Below are 25,315 nucleotides of genomic sequence, written 5' to 3'. Positions count from 1 at the left end.
CGGTGGTGCGAGTGGTGGTGCTGTCGATACGGGTGGTGCTGGCGGTGCGAGTGTTGCACGTGAAACAGCCGAGTGGCGTTTATCGCGCAACCCCCGCGGCTGACGCGGCGGCCAGGGCAGCCGCGACGTCGTCGAGCATGGTCGGCGGCGTGAACATGAGGAGCTGCCGGACGGTCCGACCGCGGCTCCACTGCGTGCCCCGTCGGATCTCGTCGGCCTTGCCCTGGTCGTGCCGGGCTACGGACGCCAGGAGTGCTTCGTAGGCGGCCGGTCGGTCGATGATCTCCGAGAGCGGCGATTCGAGGTCGAGTTCGACGGTGTCGTCGACCGCGGCCGTCTCGACCACCGGCACCGCCCACTCGTGCCGGCCTGAGCCCACCGTCTCCACCGGTGCGCCGGGCAGCTCGACCGTCGCGGTCGTGTTCGGCGGGACCTCCGCCGTGACCACGAGCGACGAGCCCTCGCGGCGCCAGGCGACGGACGCCGGTCCGTACGGGGTGAGGTGTCGAGCTTCGGCGTGGTCGAGCCCGTCGATCGGCTGCGGGGCGATGCGCAGCTCCCGATAGCCGGGAGCTGCGGGAGCGAGCCCCGCGACCGTGCGGTGCAGCCAGTCGGCGACGGCACCCAGGGCGTAGTGGTTGAAGGAGGTCATTTCGCCGGGGTTCACCGAGCCGTCCTCCAGCAGGCTGTCCCAGCGTTCCCAGACCGTGGTCGCGCCCTTCGTGACGGGCGACAGCCACGACGGGTTCTCGGTCTGCAGCATGAGGCGGCCGGCGGCACGGAGGTGACCGCCGTCGGTCAGGGCGTCGGTGATGAGCGGTGTCCCGACGAAGCCCGTGCCGATGCGGTAGCCGTCGGCGCGCACGAGGTCGGCGAGCCGGTCGGCGAGCCGCTGCCGCACCTCGGGGTCGTCGACGAGGTCGAACCGGAGGGCGAGGGCGTACGCCGTCGGTGCGTCGGACATCATGCGACCGGCCGGCGTCACGTACTCGGCGGCGAAGGCGGCGCGGCTCCGGTCGGCCAGGGCGCCGTAGTGCTCGGCGTCCGCCGTCTCACCGAGGAGGGCCGCGGTGTCGGACAGGATCCGCAACGACCTCGCGTGGTAGGCGCTCGCGACGATGTCGGAGTCGACCCGGGCCTTCGCGGGCTGGTCCGGCGGCGCGCTCGGGTCGAGCCAGTCGCCGAGTTGGAAGGTGTTCGACCAGAGCCCGTCGGTGCTGACCCGGAGGACGGCCTCGACCCACGACCGCATGGACGCGTACTGCTCCCGGAGCACACCGACGTCGCCGTAGCGTTCGTGGAGCACCCACGGGACGACGGTCGCGGCGTCACCCCACGCGGCGGTCGGGCCACCGCCGGCGAACCCGGAGAGCGCCGCCGGCACGACCATCGGGACGACGCCGTCCGCGTGCCCCTGCTCGAGCGCGAGGTCGCGCAGCCAGGAGTCGAGGAAGGCGGAGCTGTCGAAGAGGAAGCTCGCGGTGGGCGCGAAGACCTGGAGGTCGCCCGTCCAGCCCAGGCGCTCGTCGCGCTGCGGGCAGTCGGTGGGGATGCTGAGGAAGTTCCCGCGCATGCCCCAGACGACGTTCTCGTGCAGACGGTCGAGCAGCTCGTGCGACGACGAGAACCAGCCGGTGCGCGTGAGGTCGCTGTGGAGGACGACCGCGGTGACGGACGCCGGGTCCAGGTCGCCCGGCCAGCCGTCGATCTGCGCGTACCGGAAGCCGTGGAAGGTGAAGCGGGGCTCGATGGTCTGCTCACCGTCGCCCGAGAGGGTGAGGTGGTCGGTGGCCGCGGCGTTGCGGAGCGGTCGGAGGGCGAGCTCGCCCTCGTCGAGGACCTCGGCGTGCCGGAGGGTGAGGACCGTCCCGCGCGGACCGGAGACCGTGATGCGGAGTCGGCCGACGAGGTTCTGGCCGAAGTCGAGGATGGTCGCGCCGGACGGCGCCGTGAGCACCTCGGCCACCGCGCGTTCCTCGATGCGGCGGACGGGCGCGGCGATGCGGGCCTCCGGCACGGGGTGCGCTGCGTCGTCGACCAGGGCGGCGGACCACCCGGACGCGTCGAAGCCCGTGGTGGCCCAGCCGGGTTCGGCGAGCGTCGTGTCGATCGCCTCACCGGCGTAGATCCCGCTGTCGACGAGGTCCGCGCCGTCCGCGGCCGACCAGCTGTCGTCGGTGACGATGGTCGCGGAGGTGCCGTCGGCGTAGTCGAGCTGCAGCTGGGCGGCGACGAGCGGCTGCTCCCCGTAGATCCGCTTCGCGAACTGGAAGAAGCCGTACCGTTCGGTGTACCAGGCACCCGCGACGGTCGCTGCGACGACGTTCTCGCCCGGCTCGATGAGCCCGGTGACGTCGACCGTCTCGTGCACGAGCCGGTCACCGTAGGCGGTCCAGCCGGGGGAGAGGACGTCGGCCGAGACGAGGGTGCCGTTCAGTTGCGGTTCGGCCGCCCCGAGTGCGGTCCAGTACAGGCGGGCACGACGGACGGGTCGGTCGACGGTGAACGATCGACGGACGCGCATGGGCTGAGCGGGTCGTTCCGGTGCGGCCAGCCCGATGAAGCCGGCGGCCCAGGCGCCGTCCGCGAGGAACGCGGCCTCGACGGAGAGCGGTGCGCTCCACGGGGTCTCCTCCCCGCTCGTCGAACCAGCGCGGACCTCGAGGGTTCGGATGGTGTCCGGTGCCAGCGGCTCGAACGGCCAGGAGACGAGGACCGACTCGCGACCCTCCACCCGGGCGGTCGCGCCGGTATCGTCGCGCAGCTCGGCCCAGGCCTGCACCCAGTCGGTGCCAGGCGTCTCGACGGTCCAGCTCAGCCGCGGGGTCGGCGTCGCGACCGCTGGGCTGTCGTCGCGGGCCTCCGCCCGCAGCCGCGCGATCCGCGCGCCGGTCGCCGCGGCCGTCATCGGACGGTCCCCGTGGCGATCGGAACGACCGTCTCGTGGACGAGGTCGACCACCGAGGAACCGATGCGGAGCGTGACGTCCCCGGCCTCGACCTGCCAGCCGTCGGCCCAGTGCGCGAACACCCGCGCGGGCAACGGGACCTCCCAGGAGACGGTCTCGCCGGCCTCCGCACGGACCACGGCGGATCCGACCAGCCAGCGCACCGGGCGGTCGACCGCGGAGTCGGCGCGCTCCGCGTACACCTGGACGATGTGCTTGCCGGCGCGCTCGCCGGTGTTCGTCGCGGTGCCGGCGAGGCGGGCGGTCCCGGCGTCCACCGCACCGGAGACGGTGCCTTCGTCGATGGTCCAGCTCGTGTAGCCGAGGCCGTGACCGAACCAGAACGCGGGCTGGGCGCCGGAACGCAGCCACGCCCGGTACCCGATGTGGATGCCCTCCTCGTAGCGGAGCACACCGTCCACCGGCGTGACGTCGAGGACGGGGACGTCGTCGAGTGACGCGGCCCAGGTCGTGCTCAGGCGCCCTCCCGGTTCCGCGACACCGAGGAGGACGTCGGCGAGGGCGTTGCCCATCTCCTGGCCGCCGAACCACCCGAGGACGACGGCGGCGACGTCGTCGCTCCAGGGGAGCAGGACGGGGGCGCCGGAGTTCACGACCACGACCGTGCGCGGGTTCACCGCGGCGACCGCGCGCACGAGCTCGTCCTGGCGGCCGGGCAGGGAGAGGTCGCTGCGGTCCCAGCCCTCGGACTCGACCTTCGCGTTGGTGCCGACGACGACCACCGCGACGTCCGCGGTCCGCGCCGCCTCGACGGCCTGTGCGATGAGGGCGTCGGGGTCGGAGTCGTCGGGGGCGCGACCGACGGTCACGCTGATCGCCCCGAGGCCGTTCTCGCTCGGGGTGAGGTCGAACTCGGCTCGGATCTCGACCGGCACCTCGGCCTGCGCGGAGAAGGCACCGGTCGCCGAGGGCGGAGCGAGGAGTGCCGCACCGAGGTCGTTGCCCACGATGACGGGCTGCTCGTCGACGAGGAGGACGCCGTCGACGAAGAGGCGGCCGTGGAGTCCCGTGGCGAAGCCGAGCTTGAGCTGCTCGGAGGTCTCCGGGGTGTACGTGGTCGTGAGCACGAGCTGCGCCGCGGTGCCGATCGGGGCGTCGCCGCCGAACCAGACGAGCGCGGTGGAGCGGCGGTCCTCGGCGAAGAGCTCGGTCCCCTCCGCATCGACGAAGGAGGCGAGCAGCCCGGGCTGGCCGGTGCGCGGGTTGGTGAGGCGGTCGAGCGGCAGCTCGGCGACGCCCTCCTGCACGATGGCCCCGACGGCGTAGTCGATCGTCGCGTCGGGGAGGGCGAGCGTCAGGCCCTCGAGCGGGCTGACCGTGTGCTCGGGGAGCACCGTCGCGCTGCCGCCGCCCTGGGTGCGGGAGTCGCGGGCGTTGTGCCCGATGACGGCGACCCGGCTGAGGGAGGCGGCGTCGAGCGGCAGGCTGCCGTCGTTGGTGAGCAGCACCACGCCCTCGGTCTCGGCCTCCCGGGAGAAGGCGACGCCGTCGACCGGGGCAGGGGCGAGCGCCTCCTCGCCGAGCGCGCCGACCCGCACCGCGAGCGCGAGGAGTCGGGCGACCTTGCGATCGACGGCGGCCTCCTCGACCCGGCCGTCCCGCACGGCGGCGACGAGGGCGTCACTCCACGCGGGGGCTGGGCCGGGCATCGCGAGGTCCTGCGAGGCCGGCGCGGAACCGAGGCTCCGCACGCCGGTCCAGTCGCTGACGACGACGCCGTCGAAGCCCCACTCCGAGTTGAGCGGCGTCTCGAGGAGGTCGTTCTCGCTCATCGTGACGCCGTCGACGGAGTTGTAGGCACTCATGATCGCCCAGGTGCCGGCCTCGGTGACGGTGCGCTCGAACGGCGCGAGGTAGAGCTCGCGGAGGGCGCGCTCACTGGCCCGCACGTCGACGGTGAACCGGTCGGTCTCGGAGTCGTTCGCGACGTAGTGCTTGGGGGTCGCGGCGACCCCGTTGTCCTGCAGCCCGCTGACGTAGGCGGCGGCGAGCGAACCGGTGAGCTCCGGGTCCTCGCTGAAGGCCTCGAAGTGCCGGCCGCCGAGGGGCGAGCGGTGGAGGTTGATGGTCGGGCCGAGGACGACGTCGACGCCCTTCCGGCGGGCCTCCGCCGCAGCGACCGCACCGTAGCGGTAGGCGAACGACGGGTCCCAGGACGACGCCAGCGCGGTGGCCGACGGGAGGTTGATCGAGGGCGAGCGCTCGTCCCACACCGGCCCACGGACGCCGGCCGGCCCGTCGGACAGGACCATGGCGCGCAGGCCGATCTTCTCGAGCGGCACCGTCGTCCAGAAGTCGGCACCCGAGGCGAGCGCGACCTTCTCCTCGAGGTCCAGGCGGGCGACGAGGGCGTCGATCGCGTCGGTGTCGACGGGCTTCGTGGCGGCGGCGTGCCGGGGAGTGGTGATGGTCATGCGATGTGGGTCCGTTCTGGGGTGGCCCTTCGACAAGCTCAGGGACCGGATGTGGGTCTCAGGGACCGGATGGTGGGTCTCAGGGACCGGATGGTGGGTCTCAGGGACCGGTGGTGCGCCCGGCCGGCCAGGTTCCTGGCCCCGGCCGACCGGGCGGTCGTGGTGATCCGGACGGATCAGGCGGCGGACTCGGCGGCCCGCTGCTCGTCGATGAGGCGGCGACGCTCGACGCGGCGGTCCTCCTGACGGTCGGGGTCCGGGATCGGCGCGGCCATGAACAGGCGCTGCGTGTAGGGGTGGGCAGGGCGCGCGGTCACCTGGTCGCCGTCGCCGGACTCCACGATCTCGCCGTGGTACATGACCGCCACGCGGTGGCTGATGTGCCGGACGACCGCGAGGTCGTGCGAGATGAAGAGGTAGGCGACGCCCGTCTGCTCCTGGATGTCGATGAACAGGTCGAGCACGCGGGCCTGCGTCGACAGGTCGAGCGCCGACACCGGCTCGTCGCAGACGATGAGCTTCGGGTCGAGAGCCAGGGCACGGGCGATCGCGATGCGCTGCCGCTGCCCGCCGGAGAACTCCCGGGGCAGGCGGGACGCGGCACCGGTGGGCAGCTGCACCTGGTCGAGCAGCGTGCCGACGCGCTTGCGGGCGTCCGCTCCGGAGACCCCGCGGACGGTGAGCGGCTCCGTGAGGATCTGCTCGATCGTGAGCGAGGGGTTCAGCGAGGAGTACGGGTCCTGGAACACCACCTGGATCTCCGAGCTCAGCGCCCGACGCTCCTTGCGCTTCAGGTGACCGATCTCGCGGTCGCGGTAGCGGATGCTGCCGCCCGTCACCGGGGCGAGGCCCAGCACGGCACGACCGAGGGTGGTCTTGCCCGAGCCGGACTCGCCGACGAGGCCGACGGTCTCGCCGGGCTTGATGTCGATCGAGACCCCCTTGAGCGCTTTGAAGGACTGGGCGCGGAGCCCCTTGCCCGGGTATTCGACTTCGAGGTCCTTCACCTCGAGCAGTGACGTCGTCATCGGGTCTCTCCTGTCAGGTTCGTCGCGAGCGCCGGTCGGGCGGGACCCTCGTCGAGGATCGCGCCGAGCAGCGACTGGGTGTACGGGTGCTGGGCGTCGTTGAAGATCGAGCGCACGGGCCCTGTCTCGACGATGAGGCCGTTCTGCATGACCGAGACCCGGTCGCAGAGGTCGGCGACGACCCCGAAGTTGTGCGTCACGAGGAGCATGGCCATGTGCCGCTCGGCCTGCAGGTCGCGCAGCAGGTCGAGCACTTCGGCCTGCACCGTCACGTCGAGCGCCGTGGTGGGCTCGTCCGCGATGATGATGTCCGGGTCGGTGGACACGGCGCCGGCGATGAGCACGCGCTGGGCCATACCGCCGGACACCTCGTGCGGGTACGCGGCGAAGGTGCGCTTCGGGTTGGGGATGCCGACCCGCTCGAGGAGGGCTAGGGCCTTGTCGGTCGCGTCCTTCTTGCTGAGGCCGAGGGCGACCCGGAGCGGTTCGACCAGCTGGCTGCCGATCGTGAACGCGGGGTCGAGATTCGACATCGGCTCCTGCGGGATGTAGCCGATGCGCTTGCCGCGGATGGCCGTGTACTCGCGCTCGCCGAGGGTGTCGAGGCGCGTGCCCTCGTAGCTGATGGTGCCGTCGGTGACCCGGCCGCCACGGGGCAGGAGTCCGAGGACACCCCACGCGGTCTGGGTCTTACCCGAGCCGGATTCGCCGATGAGGCCGTGGACCTCGCCGCGACGGATGTCGAGGTCGACGCCGTGGACGACCTCGGTGACCCGGCCACCCTCCTGGTCGTACCCGACACGCAGGTCGCGGACGCTGAGGACGAGCTCCTCGGCACGGACGGCGGCGCGGGCGTCGTCGTCGTGACGGATGGGCGGCACCCCGACGATCTCGTCCTCCGAGATCCCCGACGTGCTGATCGACTGGGTGACGATCGTGTTCGAGCCCGTCTTCGACGTCGTCACGATCTTGCGACGACGGCGGCGCACACTGACGGTGCGCTCCAGCTCGTCGCGCATCGCGTTGGCGAGCAGGGTGAGCGCGATGCAGGTGAGGGCGATCGCGAGCGACGGCCACACCATGAGGATCGGTGCCTTGTAGATGTTCGTGAAGCCGTCGTTCAGCATCGAACCCCAGGTGGGGACCGACAGGTCGCCGAGTCCGAGGAACTCGAGGCCGGACTGGATGGCGATCGCGATGCCGGCGATGATCGCCGACTGGATGATGATCGGCGCGCGGACGACCGACAGGATGTGCTTGCCGATGATGCGCGGGTCGCTGAGGCCGGAGACCCGGGCGGCGTCGACGTACAGCTCGGACCGCACCGCCGTGACCGCCGCGTACACGAGCCGGAAGTACGAGGGCGAGAGCAGGATGCCGAAGATCGCCATCGAGATCCACACCGACGGGCCGAGGACGGCGCGGGCGGCGAGGAGGACGACGATGCCGGGCAGCGCCATGATGAGGCCGGTGAACCAGGACGACACCGAGTCGAACCAGCCCTGGTAGTACCCGGCGATCAGGCCGGCGACGACACCGATGACGATCGCGACGACGAGGGCGAGGAGCGCCGCGGCGACGCTGATCTGGGTCGCCGCCAGCAGCCGGGAGAGCACGTCGCGTCCGGCGCTGTCCGCTCCGAGGAGGTGGTCGGCGCTCGGCGGTGCCAGCACGAGCTGCAGGGAGGCGAGGTTCGGGTCCTGCGGGGCGATCAGCGGTCCGAAGATCGCGATCACGCCGACGATGGCGAGGAACACGAGCGACGCGGCGCCGATCGGGCGCTTGAGGAGCCGGCGCAGGAGGTTGACGCGGACCTGCGGGGTCGGGACGGTCAGCGGGGTTTCGATGGCGGTCATGACAGTCGCACCTTCGGGTTGAGCGCAGCCTGCGCGAGGTCGATGAGCAGGTTGACGACGACGACGATGATCGCGGTCGCGATGACGACGCCCATCACGATGGGGATGTCACCGGAGGTCGTCGCCTGCACGGCGAGCTGACCGATGCCGGGGAGGGCGAAGATCTGCTCGATGATGACGGCGCCGCCGAGGAGACCGATGAACTGCACGGCGAGGACGGCCAGGGCCGGGCCGCCGGCGTTCCGGAGCACGTGCTTGTAGATCACGCGGTTGGTGCCGAGGCCGCGGCTGCGGAGGGTGCGCACGTAGTCCTTCGACATCGCGTCGACGACCGAACCGCGCACCTGCTGCGACACCGTCGCGATGGCACCGATGGCGAGTGCGATGATCGGCAGCGTCACCGAGGCCACCCACCCCGGGAAGGAGGTGGTGATCGGGATGTACCCGGTCGCCTTGAACAGGCGCAGGTTGATCGCGAAGGTGATGACGAGCACGAGGGCGATGAGGAAGCTGGGGATCGCGAACCCGATGACGGAGATGAACTGGACGACGTTGTCGATCCATCCACCGCGTCGGGCGGCGAGGACACCGAGGATGACCGAGACGATCGCGGCGATGATCGTCGCGCCGAGCACGATGGACAACGTGACCGCGAGGCGACCGGAGACGCCGGAGGAGACGAGCTGGCCGGTGAACCAGGACCGGCCGAGGTCGCCCTGGAAGGCCGAGGTCAGCCAGTCCACGTACTGCACGGGGAGCGGGCGGTCGAGGCCGAGTTCCGCGGACTTCTTCGCGACGGTCTCGGCGGTCGCGCTCTGGCCCAGGATGCGGCGGGCGATGTCACCGCCGCCGAGGTAGAGGAGGGAGTACGCGATCACGGAGATCACGAAGATGAGGACGACACCGGAAACCAGGCGTCTGAGGATGAATCCGAGCATGGGTCACTCCAGGAAGTGGGTGAGCGAGGAGAGGGTGTGGACCGAGGTGCGGCCGGGGTTCCGGTCCCTGACCAGGTCCCGGTCCCTGAGCCTGTCGAAGGGCGGCCCCCCTCGACAGGCTCAGGACGAGCGGACTACTTCGGCTGGATGTCGTAGATCGACGGGTACGCGTTCGTCGGGATCATCTTCACCGTCGTGTTCGCGTCGGTGGCGAAGCTGCCCTGCACCCGGTAGAAGGGCGCGAACCAGGCCTGCTCGACGATGTACGCGTTGAGCTCCTTCGCGACCTTGCCCTGCGTCGCCTCATCGCCGTACTGGATCTGCTTGATGTACTCGTCGACCTTCGGGTCGGAGTACTTGAACGGGTTGAACACCGCGTTCGGGGCGATCATGAACTGGATGAGCTGCCAGTCGGGGTTCTGCTCGAGCGCCATGAACGACACGGGGAACTTCGGGGCCAGGAGGTCGGCGATGAAGTTGTTGCCCGGGTCCACGTACTCGGCGGTGATGCCGACGTCGGCGAGCTGCTGCGAGATGAGCGTGTAGGTGGTGGCACCCAGCACGGCGGAGGACGGCATCGAGAGGGTGAGGCCGTCGGCGTATCCGGCCTCGGCGAGGAGTTCCTTCGCCTTCTCGGGGTCGTAGCCGTAGCGGTCGTCGAGCGCCTTGTCGAAGGCCGGGGAGTTCTCCGGGAAGACCTGGCCGGTGACGGTGCCGTTGTCGCCCTGCAGCGCCTTGAGCAGTGCCGGGCGGTCGAACGCGTAGTTGATGGCCTGGCGGACGCGGACGTCGGCGATGGCCGGGTTCATCGTGCCGGCGCGGTCGAGGAGGAGCATGCCCTGGAAGTCGAGCTCGTTGGCGTTGACGGTCCAGCCGGCGCCTTCGACCTCGGCGAGGTTGTCGTTGTTGGCGAGCTTGATGCCGTTGACCTCACCGGACTTGACGGCGTTGAGGCCGGCGGTCGCGTCCTGGAGGACGTTGATGGTCAGCTTGTCGTAGTGCTGCCAGTCCTTGTTCCAGTAGTCGGGGTTCGCGGTGTACGTGTAGCTCGTGCCGGTGACGGTGGCCGCGGTGTCGAGGACGTAGGGGCCGGAGCCGACGGGGTTGGTCGCGAGGTCCGGGCTGTCGAACGACTCGGCGCTGGCGACGAGCCCCGGGTCGCGGGTGAGGTAGTTGAGCATGGCCGGGTCGGGAGCGCTCAGGGTGATGACGACGGTGGTGTCGTCGGGGGCCTCGACGGAGGCGACGCCCGCGAAGTAGCCGGCGTCGGGGGAGGTGCCGGTCTTGAAGCGTTCGAGGTTCTGCTTGACGACGTCGGCGGTGAGCTTCGAGTCGTCGGTGAAGGTGACGTCGTCGCGGATCTTGAGCGTCAGGACGGTGTTGTCCTCGTTGTACTCGTAGGAGGTCGCGAGCGAGGGGACGATCTTGCCGTCGGCGGTGGCGACGAGCAGCGTGTCGAAGACGGCCTGGTAGAAGGGCGAGCGGTTGCCCCACTCGGAGCCGGCGGGGTCGAAGGTGGTGGGGGGAGTGATCGCACCAATGATCAGGGTGCCACCGGAGCCGCCGTCCGAGCCGGAGGGGCTACCGGAGCATCCGGTGAGCACGAGTGCAGCGGCGGTGACCGCGACGGCTGCGGTCGTCTTCCATCGGAACATCTTTGTCCTATCGCTGTGAGCAATCCCTCATCGGATCGCTGGTGATTGAGGACGCTAGCACGAAACCCGAGTGGTCACTAGCTTTTTGTTTTCGCCCATGTCACAGTTGGATCACGACCAGGCCGCGGGTGTTCGACGACGAACGCGCTATCGTGAAGCCGTCCGAAGGGGGAGGTCGTCCGATGACATCGGCCAAGACCGGGAACAAGCCGCAGGGGAAGCCACGCGGTGCATATGCCAAAACGGGGATGAAGCGCGTCGCGATCCTCGACGCCGCGCTCGCGGTGTTCGCGAACGGGGGCTACCGCGCGGGTTCACTGCGCGAAGTGGCGGCCCAGGTGGGCATGAGCGAGGCCGGGCTGCTGCACCACTTCCCGAACAAGAGCGCACTGCTCGCCGCCGTGCTCTCGCACCGTGACGACCTCTCGGCCACCCTCGTGCCGATGGACGGCGACGACCCGATCGAGACGCTCCGGGGGTTGGTCGCACTCGCCCGGTACAACGCTTCCGTGCCCGGCGTGGTCGCGCTCTACTGCACGCTCTCTGCCGAGGCCACCTCGCCCGACCACCCGGCCCACGACTACTTCGTCGACCGCTATGAGAGCACCCGCGGGCGGCTGGAGCGGACCTTCGGCCTGCTCGTCTCCGCCGGTCGGGTCCGTGCGGGCTTCCCCGTGACGAGTGCCGCCTTCATGACGCTCGCCCTCATGGACGGCCTCCAGGTGCAGTGGCTGCTCGCGCCGGAGTCGGTCGACATGGCGGACGAACTGCACGCGTTCCTCTCGGGGCTCCTCGGCTCCGAGCTGTAGGCAGCGAGCTACGGCTTGGGCGAGCGCGCGTCGCGCAGTTCCGCGCCGACCGACGCGTAGGAGACTCCTCGTCGGGCCCGCGTGAACGGGACCGACACGACGGCGACCGTCACGATGATCGCGCTCAGGAGGCCGACGACGCCGACGATCGTCTGCGCGAGGCCGCTGGTGGCATCGGGTGTCTGCGCCGCGGTCGTGGTGGCGATGTACGGCAGGGCGACGATGGACCCGCGGTAGAGGCGGCGGAGGGCCGACCCGCGGCCGTCGGGCCACTCGGGCGTCAGCCAGACGAGTCGCTGACCGATCGAGGCACCGCTTCCGATGAGCGCCGGGAGGACGATCACGAGGACGACCGTGCCCGCACCGATACTGAGCACCTCCGCGAGCGTCGGGTCGTTCGCGGTCCCGGTCGCGCCCGTGAGCAGCACGCGCGGGACGACGAACACCAGCGACAGCACCGTGATCGACAGGTTCACGGCGACCGCGTCGAGGACCATGCCGAACCACCGGCGCCAGACGGTCACCGGGCGCGCGCGGTCGCGGGTCGCCCGCAGTGCCCGGGCGCTCGGCATCCAGCCCAGCACGATCGGTGCGATGAGGGCACCGATCGCCGCGCCCATGGTGTTGGTGATGACGTCGTCGACGTCGGCCACCCGGTAGGCGCACTCGTAAAGCCCCCAGATGCCGGTGTACTGCGTCGACTCGATGAGCAGGGAGACGAGCGCGCCGAGCAGGATCGAGACGCCGAGGCCGCGGTTCCAGTACCGACGGGCGATGGCGCCGAACGGGATGAACAGGACGACGTTCAGGACGACCTGGAGGAACGCGTGGCTGGTGAGCGTGCTGAGGACCGAGAAGCCCGCGGTCTCCCGCGCGATGTCGCCGATCGAGTGCCCGGGGATGAGCTCGAGTGCCCCGTGGGCCGTGGCGCAGTTCGCGCGCTCGTCGGGCAGTGGGAGCAGGGTGTAGGCGACGAGCGCGACCGCGTAGATGCTGACGGCCGCCGCCCCGAGGACCCGCGGGAGGGACATCTGGCCGTACCGGCGCACCTGCACGAGCAGGATGGGCCCGAGCACGGCGAAGAAGATCGCCGTGCCGCCGACGAGTCCGATCCACGCCTGCCAGGTCCATCCGCTCATTCCGACAACAGTAGGGCGAGCCCGGGGTTCACGGCATCAGTCGTCGGATTGACGCGCCCCGGCCAGGGTCGATCAGAGGTCGTAGGTGCCGCTGCCCTCGGCGTACCGTTCCTCGCGACCACACCGACCGGAGGTCGACATGGGCAAGCTCATCTCCGACACGGTCCCTCGCGCGCCGGGTTCCTGACTCAGGAACAGGCCGGCCGGAGAGGACGCGGCGTCGAGCAGCTGCGCGATCCACTCGGGGTTGATGTCGTCCGAGACGTTCGCATCGTCGATGACGAAGTGCAACGGCAGCGCCGGATGGATCCAGATGGTCTCCCGCCCCTCGCCGACCGTGTGCACCCGCCACGTGAAGAAGAACGGCTCCGCACGGCGGAGCTTGACGCCGGTGACGATCTGCAGGTGGCGCAGCGCGCGGTCCGGGATCGTGATGCTGAACTCGGAGCCGTAGATGAGCCTGCCCATGATCAGCTCGGGGCCGCGGCCGAGCAGGTGATCGTCAGCTCCCCACTGTTGGCCTTGTGCATGAGCGACTCCAACAGCGGGCGGTCCAGTTCGCTGCGGTCGTCGGCGTCGAACCGGAACTGCAGCGGGATCGCGGGGTGCAGCCACAGCGTGGTGCGGCCCACGTCGCTGTCGCCGAAGCGGATCATCAGCGCGAAGGACTCGTTCCTCCGCAGTTTCATCAGCGCGATCGCCTTCACCTGCGCGAGTTCCGGGTCCGGGATCGGCACCTGAGCGCTCGAGATCCCGTAGACGAGTGTCCCCATGGTCGTGTTCATCCCCTCGAACCCCGATGAAGTCGTCGACGGGTAGCCGAACACACACGCACGGTCCGACGGGGTCCGGGTCGAAGGCACGTGTTCCCAGGGTAGAAAGCGCGGAGGTTCTTCGTGCAACTCTGGCTACGCGACCGTAGCGCGACTACACTTCGTGGCCGGTGCTGCGACGGCAGGTGCGGCTCGCGAGCCGTCCCCATCCAGGCGATGATGGAGTGTGCCGACGCTCATCGTGACCGCCCATCCCGACCCCGACTCCCTCGTGCAGCACCTCGCCGAACGGTTGGTGGCCGCGCTCGACGCCGACACCTCCGAGCTTGCGAACCTGTCGGCCGAGGGCTTCGACCCGCGGTACACGCTAAGCGACCGGCACACGTACCGGGTGGCTGGCGACTACACGCCCGACGTCGCCCGCGAACAGGAGCGGCTCGACCGGGCCACCGACCTCGTGCTCGTGTTCCCCGTGTACTGGTGGTCGATGCCCGCCCTCCTCAAGGGCTGGTTCGACCGCGTGTTCGTCAACGGATGGGCGTTCGGCCTCGACGCCGACGGCAGGATCGTGCGGCAGCTCGACCGGCTGCGGATCCATCTCGTGCCGGTCGCCGGCGACGATGCGGGCGTCTACGACCGCCACGGGTACGAGCAGGCGATGCGGACGCAGATCGAGCACGGCATCGTCGACTTCTGCGGTGCCCGCCGCGGCGTGACGGCCTTCGTGCACGACTCCGAGCGGGAGGATGCCGAGGGGCGTGCGGCCGCGGTGGACGTCGCCGTCGCCGCGGTTGTGGAGGCTATCCGCGCCTGACCGCCCTTCGACAAGCTCAGGGACCGGGGATTTGCCGCGGAGCCAGTCCGGTCCGTGAGTCTGTCGAAGGGCTACGCCGTGAGCGTCCGGTTCAGTCGCTCGGTCGCGGTGTCCATGTGGTGCTGCATCGCGGCCGTCGCGGCGGCCGGGTCGCCCGACATGATCGCTTCGTAGACGGCCTCGTGTTCCTCGAAGGCGAGCCGCGCGTCGACGTCCTCGTGGATGCCGCGCTCCACCCAGATGCGCAGCAGGGACCGGATGCTCTGCAGGAGGTCCGACAGCACACGGTTCCCGGTGGCGGCGGCGAGTTCGAGGTGGAACTTGAGGTCGGCCTCGATGAACTTCGTACGGTTCGCGCCGGCCTCGCGCATGGCGGTGAGGTGGTTGCGCAGCCGGTTGCGGGCCATGTCGTCCATGCGGGTCGCGGCGAGCCCGGCGGCGAACACCTCGAGCTGCCCGCGCACCTCGATGAGTTCGCGGGTGCGCGGCTCGCCGAGCATGAGGCCCCAGCTGAGGGTCTCGGGGAGGAGCTCGGACACGCTCCCGCGCAGGTAGGTGCCGCTCCCGGGGCGGACGTCGACGACGCCGAGGATCTCGAGGGCCGCGAGCGCCTCCCGCACGGCTGAACGTCCGATGCCGAGCGACGCGGCGAGCTGACGCTCCGGAGGAAGGCGGGTTCCCGGCGCGATGTCGCCGCTCGTGAAGTGGTCGAGGAGCCGTTTCGCGACGGCCGAGACCGCGGATCCGACGGCGACGGGACCGAGGCTGGACGAGATGTCGTCGGTCGGCCGATCCGGGAACGCAGGCATGGGTTCACTGTATCGCGGCCCTTCGACAAGCTCAGGGACCGGGAGGGGCGCTCAGGGACCGGGAGGGTGCCGGGACCACCTCGGTCCCCGAGCCTGTCGAAGGGCGGTTGAATTGGTCAACCGGTTGATGTATCGTTCATTCCGGTCCGGACCGGACCACGCCCTGCCCGCGGCATCGATGCCGCCCAGACGAGGAGTCATAGTGGACACCACCGCCCCCGCGGCCAATCCGGCTGTCGAGCGATCAGCCATCCGGAAGGTCTCGATCCGCCTCGTGCCGTTCGTGGCGCTGATGTTCTTCATCAACTACCTGGACCGCACTGCGATCGGCTTCGCCGCCCCCAACGGCATGAACGACGACCTCGCGCTCTCCGCCGCCCAGTTCGGCTTCGCGTCCGGCGTGTTCTTCATCGGCTACATCCTCTTGGAGGTGCCGAGCAACCTCGCGCTCAACAAGTTCGGTGCACGCCGCTGGCTCGCGCGCATCATGGTCACCTGGGGCATCGTCGCGGTCCTGTTCACCTGGGTCGCCAACTTCGAGCAGCTCGCCATCCTGCGCTTCGTGCTCGGTGTCGCCGAGGCAGGCTTCTTCCCGGGCGCCATCCTCTTCCTGAGCCTCTGGGTCCCGGCCAAGCACCGCAGCAAGATCCTCGCGCTCTTCTACCTGGCGCAGCCGCTCACCACCGTCATCGGTGCCCCGCTCGCCGGGTGGCTCATCGGCCAGCACGGCGTCTTCTTCGGCCTCGAGGGCTGGCGGTTCATGTTCCTCGGCGTCGGTCTCCCGGCCATCCTGATCGGTGTCATCGCCTGGTTCTACCTGAAGGACCGCCCGGCCGACGCCAAGTGGCTGACCACCGAGGAGCAGGTCTGGCTCACGGCCGCCCTCGCCCACGAGAAGGCGACCACGGAGCAGAAGCAGGGCCACGTCAGCCTCAAGCACGCCTTCACGAGCGGCCGCGTCTGGATGCTCGCCTTCATCTACTTCGGCTTCATCTACGGTCTCTACGCACTCGGCTTCTTCCTGCCCACGATCATCGAGGGCTTCCAGGCGAGCTTCGGCGTCGAGTTCAACGTCATGCAGAAGGGCCTCATCACGGCGATCCCGTACGTGCCGGCCGCCATCGCCCTGTACTTCTGGTCGCGTGACGCGACGCGTCGTGGCCTGAAGACCTGGCACATCGTGATCCCCGCGATCGTCGGCGCCGTGAGCATCCCGCTTGCCCTCTTCGCGAACTCGCCCGCCCTCACGATCGCGATCATCGCGGTCACCGCCATGGCGATCTTCGCCGCGCTGCCCAACTTCTGGACGCTGCCCACGCAGTTCCTGACGGGTGCTGCAGCCGCCGCCGGTATCGCGCTCATCAACACCGTCGGCAACCTCGCCGGCTTCTCCGCGCCGTACATCACCGGTGCCGTCGCGGACCTCACGAAGGTCGGCGACACCCCGCAGTACGTCGTCCCGATGTTCATCGTCGGCGGTTTCATGATGATCTCCGCGACGCTCATGGTGATCCTGTCGAAGCAGCGCAGCTCGAAGGAGCTGCGGGTCTCGCACGACGACCTGACCGGTCAGACCCGATGACCCGCCTCTTCAACGACCCGGCGGACTTCGCCGACGAGATGATCGACGGCTTCGTCGCGGCGAACCGTCACCAGGTCCGGCGCGTGACCGGCGGGGTCGTGCGGAGCACCCGCACCCCCGAGGGCACCGTCGCGGTCGTCATCGGCGGCGGCTCCGGGCACTACCCGGCTTTCGGCGGCATCGTCGGCCAGGGCCTCGCGCACGGTGCGGCGATGGGCAACCTGTTCGCCTCGCCATCCGCGCACCAGGTCGAGTCGGTCGCGAAGGCCGCCGAACGCGGCGGCGGCGTGCTGCTCAGCTACGGCAACTACGCCGGCGATGTCCTCCACTTCACCCAGGCGCAGGACGCCCTGAACGCGGCGGGGATCCCCACCCGCAGCGTCGCCGTCACCGACGACATCTCGAGCGCGCCGCTCACCGAGCAGCACAAGCGTCGCGGGATCGCCGGCGACCTCACCGTGTTCAAGTCGGCTGCCGCCGCGGCCGAGGCCGGCTACGACCTCGACGAGGTCGTCCGCGTCGCCACCCACGCGAACGAGCGCACCCGGTCCTTCGGCGTCGCCTTCAGCGGCTGCACCTTGCCGGGCGCGACCGAGCCGCTCTTCTCCGTACCCGAGGGCCGCATGGCGGTCGGGATGGGCATCCACGGCGAGCCCGGCATCGACGAGACCGACGTGCCGACGGCCGACGGACTCGCGACGCTGCTCGTGTCCTCCCTCCTCGCGGAACTGCCCGAGGGTGTGACCGAGGCCGCAGGCGCGCGCGTCGGCGTCATCCTCAACGGACTCGGTTCCGTGAAGTACGAGGAGCTGTTCGTCGTCTACCGTGCGGTCGCCACGCAGCTGGAGGCCGCGGGCATCGAGATCGTCGACCCCGAGGTCGGCGAGCTCGTCACGAGCTTCGACATGGCGGGCGTCTCCCTCACCCTGTTCTGGTTAGACGAGGAGCTCGAGGCCTTCTGGGCGGCCGGCGCCGACACGCCCGCGTACCGCAAGGGCGTCGTCGCGGCGGCCGAGCAGCTCGACCCCTCGGAGCTCGTCGCCGAGGTCGCCGCAGCGATCCCGGCGTCCACCCCGGCCTCACGCGAAACCGCCACGACCGTCGTCGCCGCCCTCGACGCCCTCGTCGAGGTGATCGAGACGAACGTCGAGGAACTCGGCCGGATCGACGCGGTGGCCGGCGACGGCGACCACGGCATCGGCATGCAGCGGGGCGCCCGCGCCGCCGTCGCCGCGGCTCACGCGGCCGCCGACGCCGGAGCCGGTGCCCGCACCGTCCTCCACCTCGCCGGCGACGCCTGGGCCGACCGCGCCGGCGGCACCTCGGGAGCCCTCTGGGGTCTCGCGCTCCGCTCGGTCGGCACGTCCCTCGGCGACGAGACCGCTCCCTCCCGCAGCGACGTCGCGGCCGGCGTGCAGGCCGCCGTCGACGGCATCATGTCGTTCGGCAAGGCCGAAGTGGGGCAGAAGACGATGGTCGACGCCCTCGTGCCGTTCACGACGACGCTCAGCGCCTCGATCGCCGACGGGGCCGATCTCCTCACCGCGTGGACGACCGCTGCCGCTGCCGCCTCCACGGCCGCCGCGGAGACCGCCGACCTCCTGCCGAAGATGGGCCGCGCCCGTCCGCACGCCGAGAAGAGCCTCGGCACCGTCGACGCGGGTGCATACTCGTTCGGCCTCATCGTCCAGGCGATCGTCCCCGTCCTGGGGTCCGCCGCATCCACCAGCACCACCGCAGAAGGAGTACCCGCATGACCGACCAGTTGCGCATCGTCATCGGCTCGGATGACGCCGGGTTCGACTACAAGGAGATCGTCAAGCGCGACCTCGAACAGCACGACGGCGTCGCCTCGCTCGTCGACGTGGGGGTCGACGCCGACGGCCACACCGCCTACCCGCGCGTCGCCATCGCCGCCGCCGAGCTCGTCGCTTCCGGGCAGGCCGACCGTGCGCTGCTCTTCTGCGGCACCGGCCTCGGCGTCGCCATCGCCGCCAACAAGGTGCCCGGCATCCGTGCCGTCACCGCCCACGACAGCTTCTCCGTCGAGCGCGGCGTGCTGAGCAACAACGCCCAGGTGCTCACCATGGGCCAGCGCGTCATCGGCATCGAGCTCGCCCGCCGCCTGGTGCGCGAGTGGCTGACGTACCGCTTCGACGAGTCCAGCGCGAGCGCCGAGAAGGTCGCTGTCATCGGCGAGTACGAGGCGACGGGCTCCTGCTGATGACCGCCTCCCCGTCGACCGCGAGCACGTCGACCGCGCCCCGCGTGGTCGGTGTGAGCCTGAAGATGTACTTCGGCCACGCGCAGACCCTCGACTGGATCGAGCAGGTGGGCGCCCTCGCCCGCCGGCACGAGGCCGTCGTCGACGGTCGGGTGCGGTTGTTCGTCATCCCCGGCTACCTCTCGATCGCCGCCTCGGTGGCGGCGCTGGCGGGGACGGGCGTGCTCGTCGGTGCGCAGGACCTCGCGAGCGCCGACCGCGGCGCCTTCACGGGTGAGGTCGGCGGGCCGGAGCTCGCCGAGGTCGGTGTGACCGTGGTCGAGGTCGGCCACGCGGAGCGCCGGTCGCTCTTCGGCGAGACCGACGAGGTCGTCGCCGAGAAGACCGCAGCCGCCCTCCGCAACGGCATCTCGCCCGTGCTCTGCATCGGTGAGCGGGAGCGGATGGCGCCCGAGGACGCCGCGGCGGAGTGCCTGCGTCAGCTCGACTCCGCGCTCGCGGACGCCGTCGCCGGCCCGGTCATCGTGGCGTACGAGCCCGTGTGGGCGATCGGCGCGGCGGAACCGGCGGAGCCCGCGTACGTCCGAGCCGTGGGTGCGATCCTCCGGACGGCGATGGCCGGTCGCGGTGACCGCGCGGGCAGTTCGGTGATCTACGGCGGCAGCGCCGGACCGGGCCTGCTCACCGCACTCGGCGACGACGTCGACGGCGTGTTCCTCGGACGCTTCGCCCACGACGTCGCGGCGCTCGAAGCCGTGCTCGACGAGGCGGCCCGCGCATGATCGGCTTCGGCACGTACACCTTCTTCTGGGAGGGCTCGGAACTCGCCCCCGAGCGCCTGAGCGTCATCGGCATGATCGAGCGCACGGCCGAGGCCGGCGTGGGGCTCTTCCAGATCTGCGACTACGCACGCATCGAGACCATGTCCGACGACGAACTCCGTCAGGTCGCCGAGGCCGCCCGCTCGCTCGGGGTGGTGCTCGAACTCGGCACCAAGGGGATCGCGGTCGCGCACCTCGAACGGTTCCTCCACATCGCGACCCTGCTCGGTGCGACGCTTCTGCGCAGCATGGTCACCTCGGGCGACGACCGTCCGACCCACGACGAAGCCGTCGAGCGCCTCCGCCAGGTGCTCCCGGCGTTCGAGGCCGCCGGCGTGACCATCGCGCTCGAGACCTACGAACAGTTGTCGTCGCAGGAGCTCGTCGACCTCGTGACCGCCGTCGACCACCCGAACCTCGGGATCTGCCTCGACCCGGCCAACACCGTCGCGCGACTCGAACACCCGAGCGACGTCATCGCCCGCACCGCCCCGCACGTGCGCAACATCCACGTGAAGGACTTTGCATTCACCCGCCGGGGTGGCTGGGTCGGGTTCACCCTCGAGGGTGCGCCGCTCGGCACCGGCCTGCTCGACTACCCCGCCCTCACCGCCGCCGTCCGTCCGGACGAACGCGGCGTCAACCAGATCATCGAACACTGGCTCCCGCTCGGCGACTCCATCACGGAGACCATCGAGCTCGAGCGCACGTGGACCGCACACAACCTGCAGTACCTGAGAGAAGGAAGATCATGACCGACACCACCACCGTCGCGGACCAGCTCACCATCGCCGTCATCGGCGCCGGCGGCAAGATGGGCATGCGCGTCTCCAACAACCTCGTGAAGACCAGCCACACCGTCTTCTACAGCGAGGTCTCGCCCGCCGGCCAGGAGCGCGTGACCGAAGCCGGTCGCGAGCTCACCGAGACCGACGCGGCCGTCACCGACGCCGACGTCGTCATCCTCGCCGTCCCCGACCTGGCCCTCAAGGCCGTTTCCGCTGGCGTCGTCCCGCTCATGAAGTCGGGCGCCGTGCTCCTCACGCTCGACCCGGCCGCCGCCTACGCGGGGCTGCTCACCCGTCGTGACGACGTCATCCAGGCCGTCACGCACCCCTGCCACCCCTCGGTCTTCGTCGAGCGCCACACGCCCGAGGAGTACGCGGACACCTTCGGTGGCATCGCGGCCCTGCAGGACGCCATCGCAGCGATCGAGTCCGACGACGCCGCCAAGCAGGCGCAGGTCGAGGCCGTCGTCCGGGCGATCTTCGCCCCTGTCGGCGAGGTCCACTGGGTCACGGTCAAGCAGCTCGCGCAGCTCGAGCCGACCCTCGTCGAGACCATCGCCTGCATGATCGGCGCGCTGCTCAAGGAGTCGCTCGACGAGGCCGTGAACACGATGGGCGTGCCGGAGCCGGCCGCTCGGGCGATCCTCCTCGGCCACACGCAGGTCGCGCTCGCGAACTCGCTCAAGGGCGACAACCCGTTCTCCGACGCGTGCCTCATCGCGATGGACTACGGTCGCAGCGCCATCATCAAGGACGACTGGAAGAAGGTCTTCCAGGACGACGAGCTCGACAAGAACCTCGCCGCCATGCTGCACCTCGACAAGATCGAGCGCTAGGCCCCGGCTCCACCTCACCCCCTTCTCGTTCCCTTTCTCAGGACTCCTGCGGCGCGTCGGTCACTCCGGCGGACGGCGCGCCGGGCATGTCCTGAGAAAGGGAACCGGACGGGACAGGGCTCAGCACATGCGGTCAACCGGTTGTGCCGGATAGGCTGCAGACGACCCGACACACCACCTCTGACACCCACTGCGACACCCGAGACACCACCCCCGCAGCACCGCACGAGAGACAGGCGACGATGACTGGACGACTTGCAGGAAAGACCGCGCTCGTGACGGGCGCCGGATCGGGGATCGGCCGTTCGGTCGCCGAACGCTTCGCGCGCGAGGACGCCGTCGTGATCTTCTCCGACCGCGACATCCAGGCCGCGCGGGAGGCCGCCGCACCTTTCCCGTCGGCCATGGCCGTGCGTCTCGACATCGCCGACGAGGCGAGTGTCGAAGCCGCCTTCGCCGTGATGGACGCGACGGGCAAGACACCGGACGTCGTCGTCGCCAACGCCGGCGTGCAGCTCTTCGGTCAGGACGCGAGAATCGCCGACCTCGACCTCGAGGTGTGGCGGCGCACCGTCGACATCAACCTCACGGGCACCTTCCTCACCACCAAGCACGCCGTCCGGGCGATGCTCGGCAAGGGCGGCTCGATCATCCTCACCGGCAGCCCGACCGGGCTCAACGGCGAGGGCGCCGACTTCACCGCCTACAGCTCCACGAAGGCCGGCATCCACGGCCTCGGGCGCACCGTCGCCGCGGCCTACGCCGACCAGGGCATCCGCGTGAACACCGTCGTCCCCGGCTACACGGAGACCCCACTCGTCACCGCGATCTCGGACGACCCGGAGTCGCGCGCCGCGATCGTCGGACGCATCCCGCTCGGTCGACCCGGCCGGGCCGAAGACGTCGAGGGCATCATGGTCTACCTCGCGAGCGACGAGTCGAGTTTCGCCACCGGAGCGACCTTCCGGGTCGACGGCGGCATGACGAGCCTCTGAGCCGACGATGACCTCGCGCTTCGGAACCACCTTCCGCGTCGCACCGGACCTGCTCCTCGAGCAGGAACGCGCCGCCCGTGCCGTGACGCGAGGGCCCTGGTCGCTGTCGCTCCGCGGCTCGGACCTCGACGACATCGCCTTCGACGGCGAGACGGTGCTGCGCAGCATCCGCTTCGTCGTCCGCGACCAGGACTGGAACACGCTGCCCGTCATCGTGGACGCCGTCGACCAGACGACCAGCGGCCTGCAGCTGCGCGGCAGGGTCGGCGACGACGGCGAGACGGTCGCCTGGTCGCTGTCGATCGACCTCGGCGCGTCGACCCTCCGGGTGGCCGTCCGGGCCGAGGTGACGGCGGCGTTCCGACGTGCGCGCATCGGGCTCATCGTGCTGCAGGCCCCGGCGCTCGCGGGCACCGAGCTCGTCGTCGGCCACCCCGAGGGATCCACGACGACGACCCGCCTGCCGGAGCACATCGCGCCACACCAGCCGGCGATCCGCATCGAGTCCCTCACCTGGACCGGCGACCGGATCACGACCACCGCCCGCTTCGCCGGTGACGTCTTCGAGATGGAGGACCAGCGGAACTGGACCGACGCCTCGTTCAAGACGTATTCGACGCCGCTCTCGCTGCCGTTCCCGGTCGCGCTGGCGGTCGGCGACGTCGTGGAGCAGTCCGTCGAGCTCTCCTGTGCGCGCGCCGACGGTGTCGAACCCGCCGCCCCCCTGGCCACGCCGCTCGCCGTGACCGTCCTGCCCGAGACGGACCTCGAGCGCCCGGCCGCCGAGCCGGTCGAAGCACGGGTCGGTGCGCCGCTCGACAGCCTCGTCCCCACGATCTCGACCTCGGTGTCGAGCGACCCCGACGGCGGACGGTCGGGCGCGTCGGTCCCCGACGCGATCACCGAGCTCCTCGTCGAGATCGACCCGGCGGTCGTGGACTGGCCGGCCATCCTCGACCGCGCGGTCCGGCAGGCCGGCACCCGAGCCCTCGACCTGCGACTCGTGCTCGGCACCGGTGACGAGGCCGAGCCGGTCCTGCGGCGGCTCCGCGACGCGGGCGTCCCCGTCGTGCGCGTCGGGGTGTTCCACCGCCGGACCCATCTCTCGGAGAGCGCCCTGCTGACCGCGCTCGGCGACCTCCTGCGGCGCCTGTGGACGGATGCCGAGACACCGTCGCCCGTGCTCGTCGGCGGCACGCGGGCGCACTTCACCGAGCTCAACCGCAACCACGCGCGCCTCGACCGTTGGACCGGCCCGGTGGGCTTCAGCGTCACGCCGTTCATGCACGACCGCGCGGGCCACCAGCTGGTCGAGTCACTCGACATGCAGGCCGTCGTCGTGGCCGACGCCGTCCGGATCGCCGACGGCCGGCCGCTGCACGTCGGCCCCGTGACGCTGGGCGCCCGCTACAACGCGGTCGCCACCACGAGGGCGGGCGCGGGAGCCACGGCCGACCCGGACCTCCGCGCGGGGTTCGGCGCGGAGCTGGTGCCGGGCGCCACCGACGACCGGCAGTCGGCGGAGGCCCTCGGCGCGTGGGTGGTCGCGAGTGTCGCCGCGCTGGCCGTCCCCGGCGTCGAGTCGCTGTCCTACTTCGAGGCCACCGGGCCGCGCGGACTCGTCGCCGCAGACGGCACGGTCACGGCCGCCGGTCGGGCGCTCGGGTGGATCGCGGAACTCAGCGGACGTCCACGCTCGGCGGTCGTGATCGGGGGTCGTCGTCTCGACGTCGGCTCGCCCGTGTCGACGGAAGGTGTGATCGCGATCGCCGCCGTCGATGCCGCGGGCGAGACCGTCGTGATCCTCGGCAACCTCGGCGAGACACCGGTCCGGGTCCTCCTGGCCGGCGCGTCCGACCCGCACACGGTGGACCTCGGTGCGGGTGCGGTGGTCCGGGTCGTGATGGCCGGTTCGGGTTCGTAGCTCCTGCTCAGGCGAGCGGGCGCCGGAGGATGGCGAGGTCTAGCCAGCGACCGAACTTCGTCCCGACCTCCGGCAGGAGGCCGACCTGCTCGAAGCCGAGCTTCGTGTGCAGGGCGATCGACGCCGTGTTGCCGGCCTCGACGAGCGCGAGCATGACGTGGTGCCCGTCGGCGGTCGCGCGGTCGAGCAGTTCGACGAGGAGCGCCTTGCCCAGACCGCGTCCCTGCGCGTCGGGGTGCACGTAGACGGAGTTCTCGACGGTGTGACGGTAGCCCTCCTTCGTCGCGTACGGACCGTAGCTCGCGTAGGCGAGGACGCCGCCCTCGGGGAGTCCGTCGTCGGGGCCGTCGGCGACGGCGACGAGCGCGACCCGACCGGGCTCCTGATGGCGGGCGAGCCACGCCTCACGCTCGGCGAGGTCGGGTGCGACCTCGGTCCAGATGGCGACACCGTTCGCGACGGCGTCGGAGTGGATGGCGAGGACGCCAGGCAGGTCGGCGGGTTCGGCGAGACGGATGCGCATACATCGATCGTAGAGCGCCCTTCGACAAGCTCAGGGACCGGCGGTGTTGGGATCGGTGGGCGGGGAGCCGGGGCGCCCTTCGACAGGCTCAGGGACCGAGGACCCGGCGGCCCGCGGAGAGTAGATTCGATGCATGTCCTCCTCCACTCCGCTCCCGATGGAGCAGCTCACCGCCGTGCTCAACGCCGAGGTCGCCCGCTACGCGGCCCGAGGCTGGTCGGTGTCGTCGGTCCAGGGGCAGCAGGCGGTCCTGCAACGGCAGAAGCGCATCGGCTGGTTCTGGAACCTCATCTTGACGCTCATCACCGGTGGGCTCTGGCTCATCGTCGTGATCATCCGCGTCGTGAACCGGAAGGTCGAGTCGCTGATCGTCACGGTCGACGCCTACGGCCGCATCTCCACGCGCCGCTGACGGCCGG

General features: G+C 70.7%; 22 protein-coding genes. 11 read left to right on the top strand and 11 right to left on the bottom strand.

What is annotated here, in order from left to right; all coding sequences use genetic code 11:
• Positions 1-79: 79 nt before the first annotated feature.
• The 6 genes from QRN27_RS10550 to QRN27_RS10525 all read right to left on the bottom strand — a co-directional run bounded on the left by QRN27_RS10550 (position 80) and on the right by QRN27_RS10525 (position 10,859).
• The gene (locus QRN27_RS10550; RefSeq protein ID WP_285042199.1) at positions 80-2,908 is read right to left on the bottom strand and encodes a family 78 glycoside hydrolase catalytic domain; all 2,829 of its coding nucleotides are present in this window, start codon (positions 2,906-2,908) and stop codon (positions 80-82) included.
• Positions 2,905-5,382: a beta-glucosidase family protein gene (locus QRN27_RS10545; RefSeq protein ID WP_285042198.1), complete on the bottom strand. Its 2,478-nt coding sequence runs from the start codon at positions 5,380-5,382 to the stop codon at positions 2,905-2,907. The genes QRN27_RS10550 and QRN27_RS10545 overlap by 4 nt, the downstream gene beginning before the upstream one ends.
• 176 nt (positions 5,383-5,558) lie before the next feature.
• Positions 5,559-6,410 (bottom strand): ATP-binding cassette domain-containing protein, encoded by an 852-nt coding sequence (locus QRN27_RS10540; RefSeq protein ID WP_285042197.1) that lies wholly within the window; start codon positions 6,408-6,410, stop codon positions 5,559-5,561.
• Positions 6,407-8,266, bottom strand: a complete 1,860-nt coding sequence (locus tag QRN27_RS10535; RefSeq protein WP_285042196.1) for a dipeptide/oligopeptide/nickel ABC transporter permease/ATP-binding protein — start codon at positions 8,264-8,266, stop codon at positions 6,407-6,409. The genes QRN27_RS10540 and QRN27_RS10535 overlap by 4 nt, the downstream gene beginning before the upstream one ends.
• Entirely contained in the window at positions 8,263-9,204 is a 942-nt protein-coding gene (locus tag QRN27_RS10530; protein WP_285042195.1) for an ABC transporter permease, read from the bottom strand. Before QRN27_RS10530 ends, QRN27_RS10535 begins: the two co-directional genes overlap by 4 nt.
• Positions 9,205-9,338: 134 nt before the next feature.
• Positions 9,339-10,859 (bottom strand): ABC transporter substrate-binding protein, encoded by a 1,521-nt coding sequence (locus tag QRN27_RS10525; RefSeq protein ID WP_285042194.1) that lies wholly within the window; start codon positions 10,857-10,859, stop codon positions 9,339-9,341.
• A gap of 248 nt (positions 10,860-11,107) precedes the next feature.
• Between QRN27_RS10525 and QRN27_RS10520 the strand changes: the two genes are divergently transcribed.
• Complete coding sequence (locus QRN27_RS10520; protein ID WP_235522595.1) at positions 11,108-11,668, top strand: TetR/AcrR family transcriptional regulator; 561 nt, start codon at positions 11,108-11,110, stop codon at positions 11,666-11,668.
• A gap of 8 nt (positions 11,669-11,676) precedes the next feature.
• On the opposite strand, the gene QRN27_RS10515 is transcribed toward QRN27_RS10520, so the two are convergent.
• From QRN27_RS10515 to QRN27_RS10505, 3 genes are all read right to left on the bottom strand, one after another.
• Positions 11,677-12,807: a VanZ family protein gene (locus QRN27_RS10515; RefSeq protein WP_285042193.1), complete on the bottom strand. Its 1,131-nt coding sequence runs from the start codon at positions 12,805-12,807 to the stop codon at positions 11,677-11,679.
• A gap of 72 nt (positions 12,808-12,879) precedes the next feature.
• On the bottom strand, positions 12,880-13,275 hold the full coding sequence (locus QRN27_RS10510) for a DUF7882 family protein (RefSeq protein WP_285042192.1): 396 nt from the start codon (positions 13,273-13,275) through the stop codon (positions 12,880-12,882).
• Positions 13,276-13,277: 2 nt separating this feature from the next.
• Positions 13,278-13,592: a DUF7882 family protein gene (locus QRN27_RS10505; protein ID WP_285042191.1), complete on the bottom strand. Its 315-nt coding sequence runs from the start codon at positions 13,590-13,592 to the stop codon at positions 13,278-13,280.
• Between the two features lie 214 nt (positions 13,593-13,806).
• On the opposite strand from QRN27_RS10505, the gene QRN27_RS10500 reads away from it, so the two are divergent.
• A complete protein-coding gene (locus tag QRN27_RS10500; RefSeq protein ID WP_285042190.1) occupies positions 13,807-14,394 on the top strand; it encodes an NAD(P)H-dependent oxidoreductase in 588 nt (195 codons plus the stop codon).
• 71 nt (positions 14,395-14,465) lie between these two features.
• Here the strand turns inward: QRN27_RS10500 and QRN27_RS10495 are convergent, their stop codons facing one another.
• Positions 14,466-15,203 carry a FadR/GntR family transcriptional regulator gene (locus QRN27_RS10495; RefSeq protein WP_194668585.1) on the bottom strand — a complete coding sequence of 246 codons (738 nt, stop codon included), beginning with the start codon at positions 15,201-15,203 and terminating at the stop codon, positions 14,466-14,468.
• Between the two features lie 202 nt (positions 15,204-15,405).
• On the opposite strand from QRN27_RS10495, the gene QRN27_RS10490 reads away from it, so the two are divergent.
• The 8 genes from QRN27_RS10490 to QRN27_RS10455 all read left to right on the top strand — a co-directional run bounded on the left by QRN27_RS10490 (position 15,406) and on the right by QRN27_RS10455 (position 24,373).
• Positions 15,406-16,785, top strand: coding sequence for an MFS transporter (locus QRN27_RS10490; protein ID WP_235526781.1), 1,380 nt, complete (start codon positions 15,406-15,408; stop codon positions 16,783-16,785).
• Positions 16,782-18,542 (top strand): dihydroxyacetone kinase family protein, encoded by a 1,761-nt coding sequence (locus QRN27_RS10485; RefSeq protein WP_285042189.1) that lies wholly within the window; start codon positions 16,782-16,784, stop codon positions 18,540-18,542. The genes QRN27_RS10490 and QRN27_RS10485 overlap by 4 nt, the downstream gene beginning before the upstream one ends.
• Positions 18,539-19,009 (top strand): ribose-5-phosphate isomerase, encoded by a 471-nt coding sequence (locus QRN27_RS10480; protein WP_056009848.1) that lies wholly within the window; start codon positions 18,539-18,541, stop codon positions 19,007-19,009. Before QRN27_RS10485 ends, QRN27_RS10480 begins: the two co-directional genes overlap by 4 nt.
• Positions 19,009-19,791 carry a triose-phosphate isomerase family protein gene (locus tag QRN27_RS10475; RefSeq protein WP_285042188.1) on the top strand — a complete coding sequence of 261 codons (783 nt, stop codon included), beginning with the start codon at positions 19,009-19,011 and terminating at the stop codon, positions 19,789-19,791. The genes QRN27_RS10480 and QRN27_RS10475 overlap by 1 nt, the downstream gene beginning before the upstream one ends.
• Complete coding sequence (locus QRN27_RS10470; protein ID WP_285042187.1) at positions 19,788-20,585, top strand: sugar phosphate isomerase/epimerase family protein; 798 nt, start codon at positions 19,788-19,790, stop codon at positions 20,583-20,585. Before QRN27_RS10475 ends, QRN27_RS10470 begins: the two co-directional genes overlap by 4 nt.
• A complete protein-coding gene (locus QRN27_RS10465; RefSeq protein WP_082455984.1) occupies positions 20,582-21,454 on the top strand; it encodes a phosphogluconate dehydrogenase C-terminal domain-containing protein in 873 nt (290 codons plus the stop codon). Before QRN27_RS10470 ends, QRN27_RS10465 begins: the two co-directional genes overlap by 4 nt.
• Before the next feature lie 242 nt (positions 21,455-21,696).
• Positions 21,697-22,449: an SDR family NAD(P)-dependent oxidoreductase gene (locus QRN27_RS10460; protein WP_285042186.1), complete on the top strand. Its 753-nt coding sequence runs from the start codon at positions 21,697-21,699 to the stop codon at positions 22,447-22,449.
• A gap of 7 nt (positions 22,450-22,456) precedes the next feature.
• Entirely contained in the window at positions 22,457-24,373 is a 1,917-nt protein-coding gene (locus QRN27_RS10455; RefSeq protein WP_285042185.1) for a D-apionate lactonase family protein, read from the top strand.
• Positions 24,374-24,380: 7 nt separating this feature from the next.
• Here QRN27_RS10455 and QRN27_RS10450 read toward each other — a convergent pair whose 3' ends face one another.
• Positions 24,381-24,896: a GNAT family N-acetyltransferase gene (locus QRN27_RS10450; RefSeq protein ID WP_285042184.1), complete on the bottom strand. Its 516-nt coding sequence runs from the start codon at positions 24,894-24,896 to the stop codon at positions 24,381-24,383.
• A gap of 133 nt (positions 24,897-25,029) precedes the next feature.
• Between QRN27_RS10450 and QRN27_RS10445 the strand changes: the two genes are divergently transcribed.
• On the top strand, positions 25,030-25,308 hold the full coding sequence (locus QRN27_RS10445; protein ID WP_139382353.1) for a hypothetical protein: 279 nt from the start codon (positions 25,030-25,032) through the stop codon (positions 25,306-25,308).
• Positions 25,309-25,315 lie beyond the last annotated feature (7 nt).

The organism is Plantibacter sp. LMC-P-059a (assembly GCF_030209505.1).
Taxonomy (GTDB): Bacteria; Actinomycetota; Actinomycetes; order Actinomycetales; family Microbacteriaceae; genus Plantibacter.
Note: the sequence above shows the minus strand (reverse complement) of the source record. Positions and strands in the feature narration are given on the sequence as shown.

Excerpts from the sequence above, each read along its gene's own strand:
- QRN27_RS10550 (WP_285042199.1), bottom strand. The coding sequence starts at position 2,908 with ATGACGGCCGCGGCGACCGGCGCGCGGATCGCGCGGCTGCGGGCGGAG.
- QRN27_RS10545 (WP_285042198.1), bottom strand. The coding sequence starts at position 5,382 with ATGACCATCACCACTCCCCGGCACGCCGCCGCCACGAAGCCCGTCGAC.
- QRN27_RS10540 (WP_285042197.1), bottom strand. The coding sequence starts at position 6,410 with ATGACGACGTCACTGCTCGAGGTGAAGGACCTCGAAGTCGAATACCCG.
- QRN27_RS10535 (WP_285042196.1), bottom strand. The coding sequence starts at position 8,266 with ATGACCGCCATCGAAACCCCGCTGACCGTCCCGACCCCGCAGGTCCGC.
- QRN27_RS10530 (WP_285042195.1), bottom strand. The coding sequence starts at position 9,204 with ATGCTCGGATTCATCCTCAGACGCCTGGTTTCCGGTGTCGTCCTCATC.
- QRN27_RS10525 (WP_285042194.1), bottom strand. The coding sequence starts at position 10,859 with ATGTTCCGATGGAAGACGACCGCAGCCGTCGCGGTCACCGCCGCTGCA.
- QRN27_RS10520 (WP_235522595.1), top strand. The coding sequence starts at position 11,108 with ATGAAGCGCGTCGCGATCCTCGACGCCGCGCTCGCGGTGTTCGCGAAC.
- QRN27_RS10515 (WP_285042193.1), bottom strand. The coding sequence starts at position 12,807 with ATGAGCGGATGGACCTGGCAGGCGTGGATCGGACTCGTCGGCGGCACG.
- QRN27_RS10510 (WP_285042192.1), bottom strand. The coding sequence starts at position 13,275 with ATGGGCAGGCTCATCTACGGCTCCGAGTTCAGCATCACGATCCCGGAC.
- QRN27_RS10505 (WP_285042191.1), bottom strand. The coding sequence starts at position 13,592 with ATGAACACGACCATGGGGACACTCGTCTACGGGATCTCGAGCGCTCAG.
- QRN27_RS10495 (WP_194668585.1), bottom strand. The coding sequence starts at position 15,203 with ATGCCTGCGTTCCCGGATCGGCCGACCGACGACATCTCGTCCAGCCTC.
- QRN27_RS10485 (WP_285042189.1), top strand. The coding sequence starts at position 16,782 with ATGACCCGCCTCTTCAACGACCCGGCGGACTTCGCCGACGAGATGATC.
- QRN27_RS10480 (WP_056009848.1), top strand. The coding sequence starts at position 18,539 with ATGACCGACCAGTTGCGCATCGTCATCGGCTCGGATGACGCCGGGTTC.
- QRN27_RS10475 (WP_285042188.1), top strand. The coding sequence starts at position 19,009 with ATGACCGCCTCCCCGTCGACCGCGAGCACGTCGACCGCGCCCCGCGTG.
- QRN27_RS10470 (WP_285042187.1), top strand. The coding sequence starts at position 19,788 with ATGATCGGCTTCGGCACGTACACCTTCTTCTGGGAGGGCTCGGAACTC.
- QRN27_RS10465 (WP_082455984.1), top strand. The coding sequence starts at position 20,582 with ATGACCGACACCACCACCGTCGCGGACCAGCTCACCATCGCCGTCATC.
- QRN27_RS10460 (WP_285042186.1), top strand. The coding sequence starts at position 21,697 with ATGACTGGACGACTTGCAGGAAAGACCGCGCTCGTGACGGGCGCCGGA.
- QRN27_RS10455 (WP_285042185.1), top strand. The coding sequence starts at position 22,457 with ATGACCTCGCGCTTCGGAACCACCTTCCGCGTCGCACCGGACCTGCTC.
- QRN27_RS10450 (WP_285042184.1), bottom strand. The coding sequence starts at position 24,896 with ATGCGCATCCGTCTCGCCGAACCCGCCGACCTGCCTGGCGTCCTCGCC.
- QRN27_RS10445 (WP_139382353.1), top strand. The coding sequence starts at position 25,030 with ATGTCCTCCTCCACTCCGCTCCCGATGGAGCAGCTCACCGCCGTGCTC.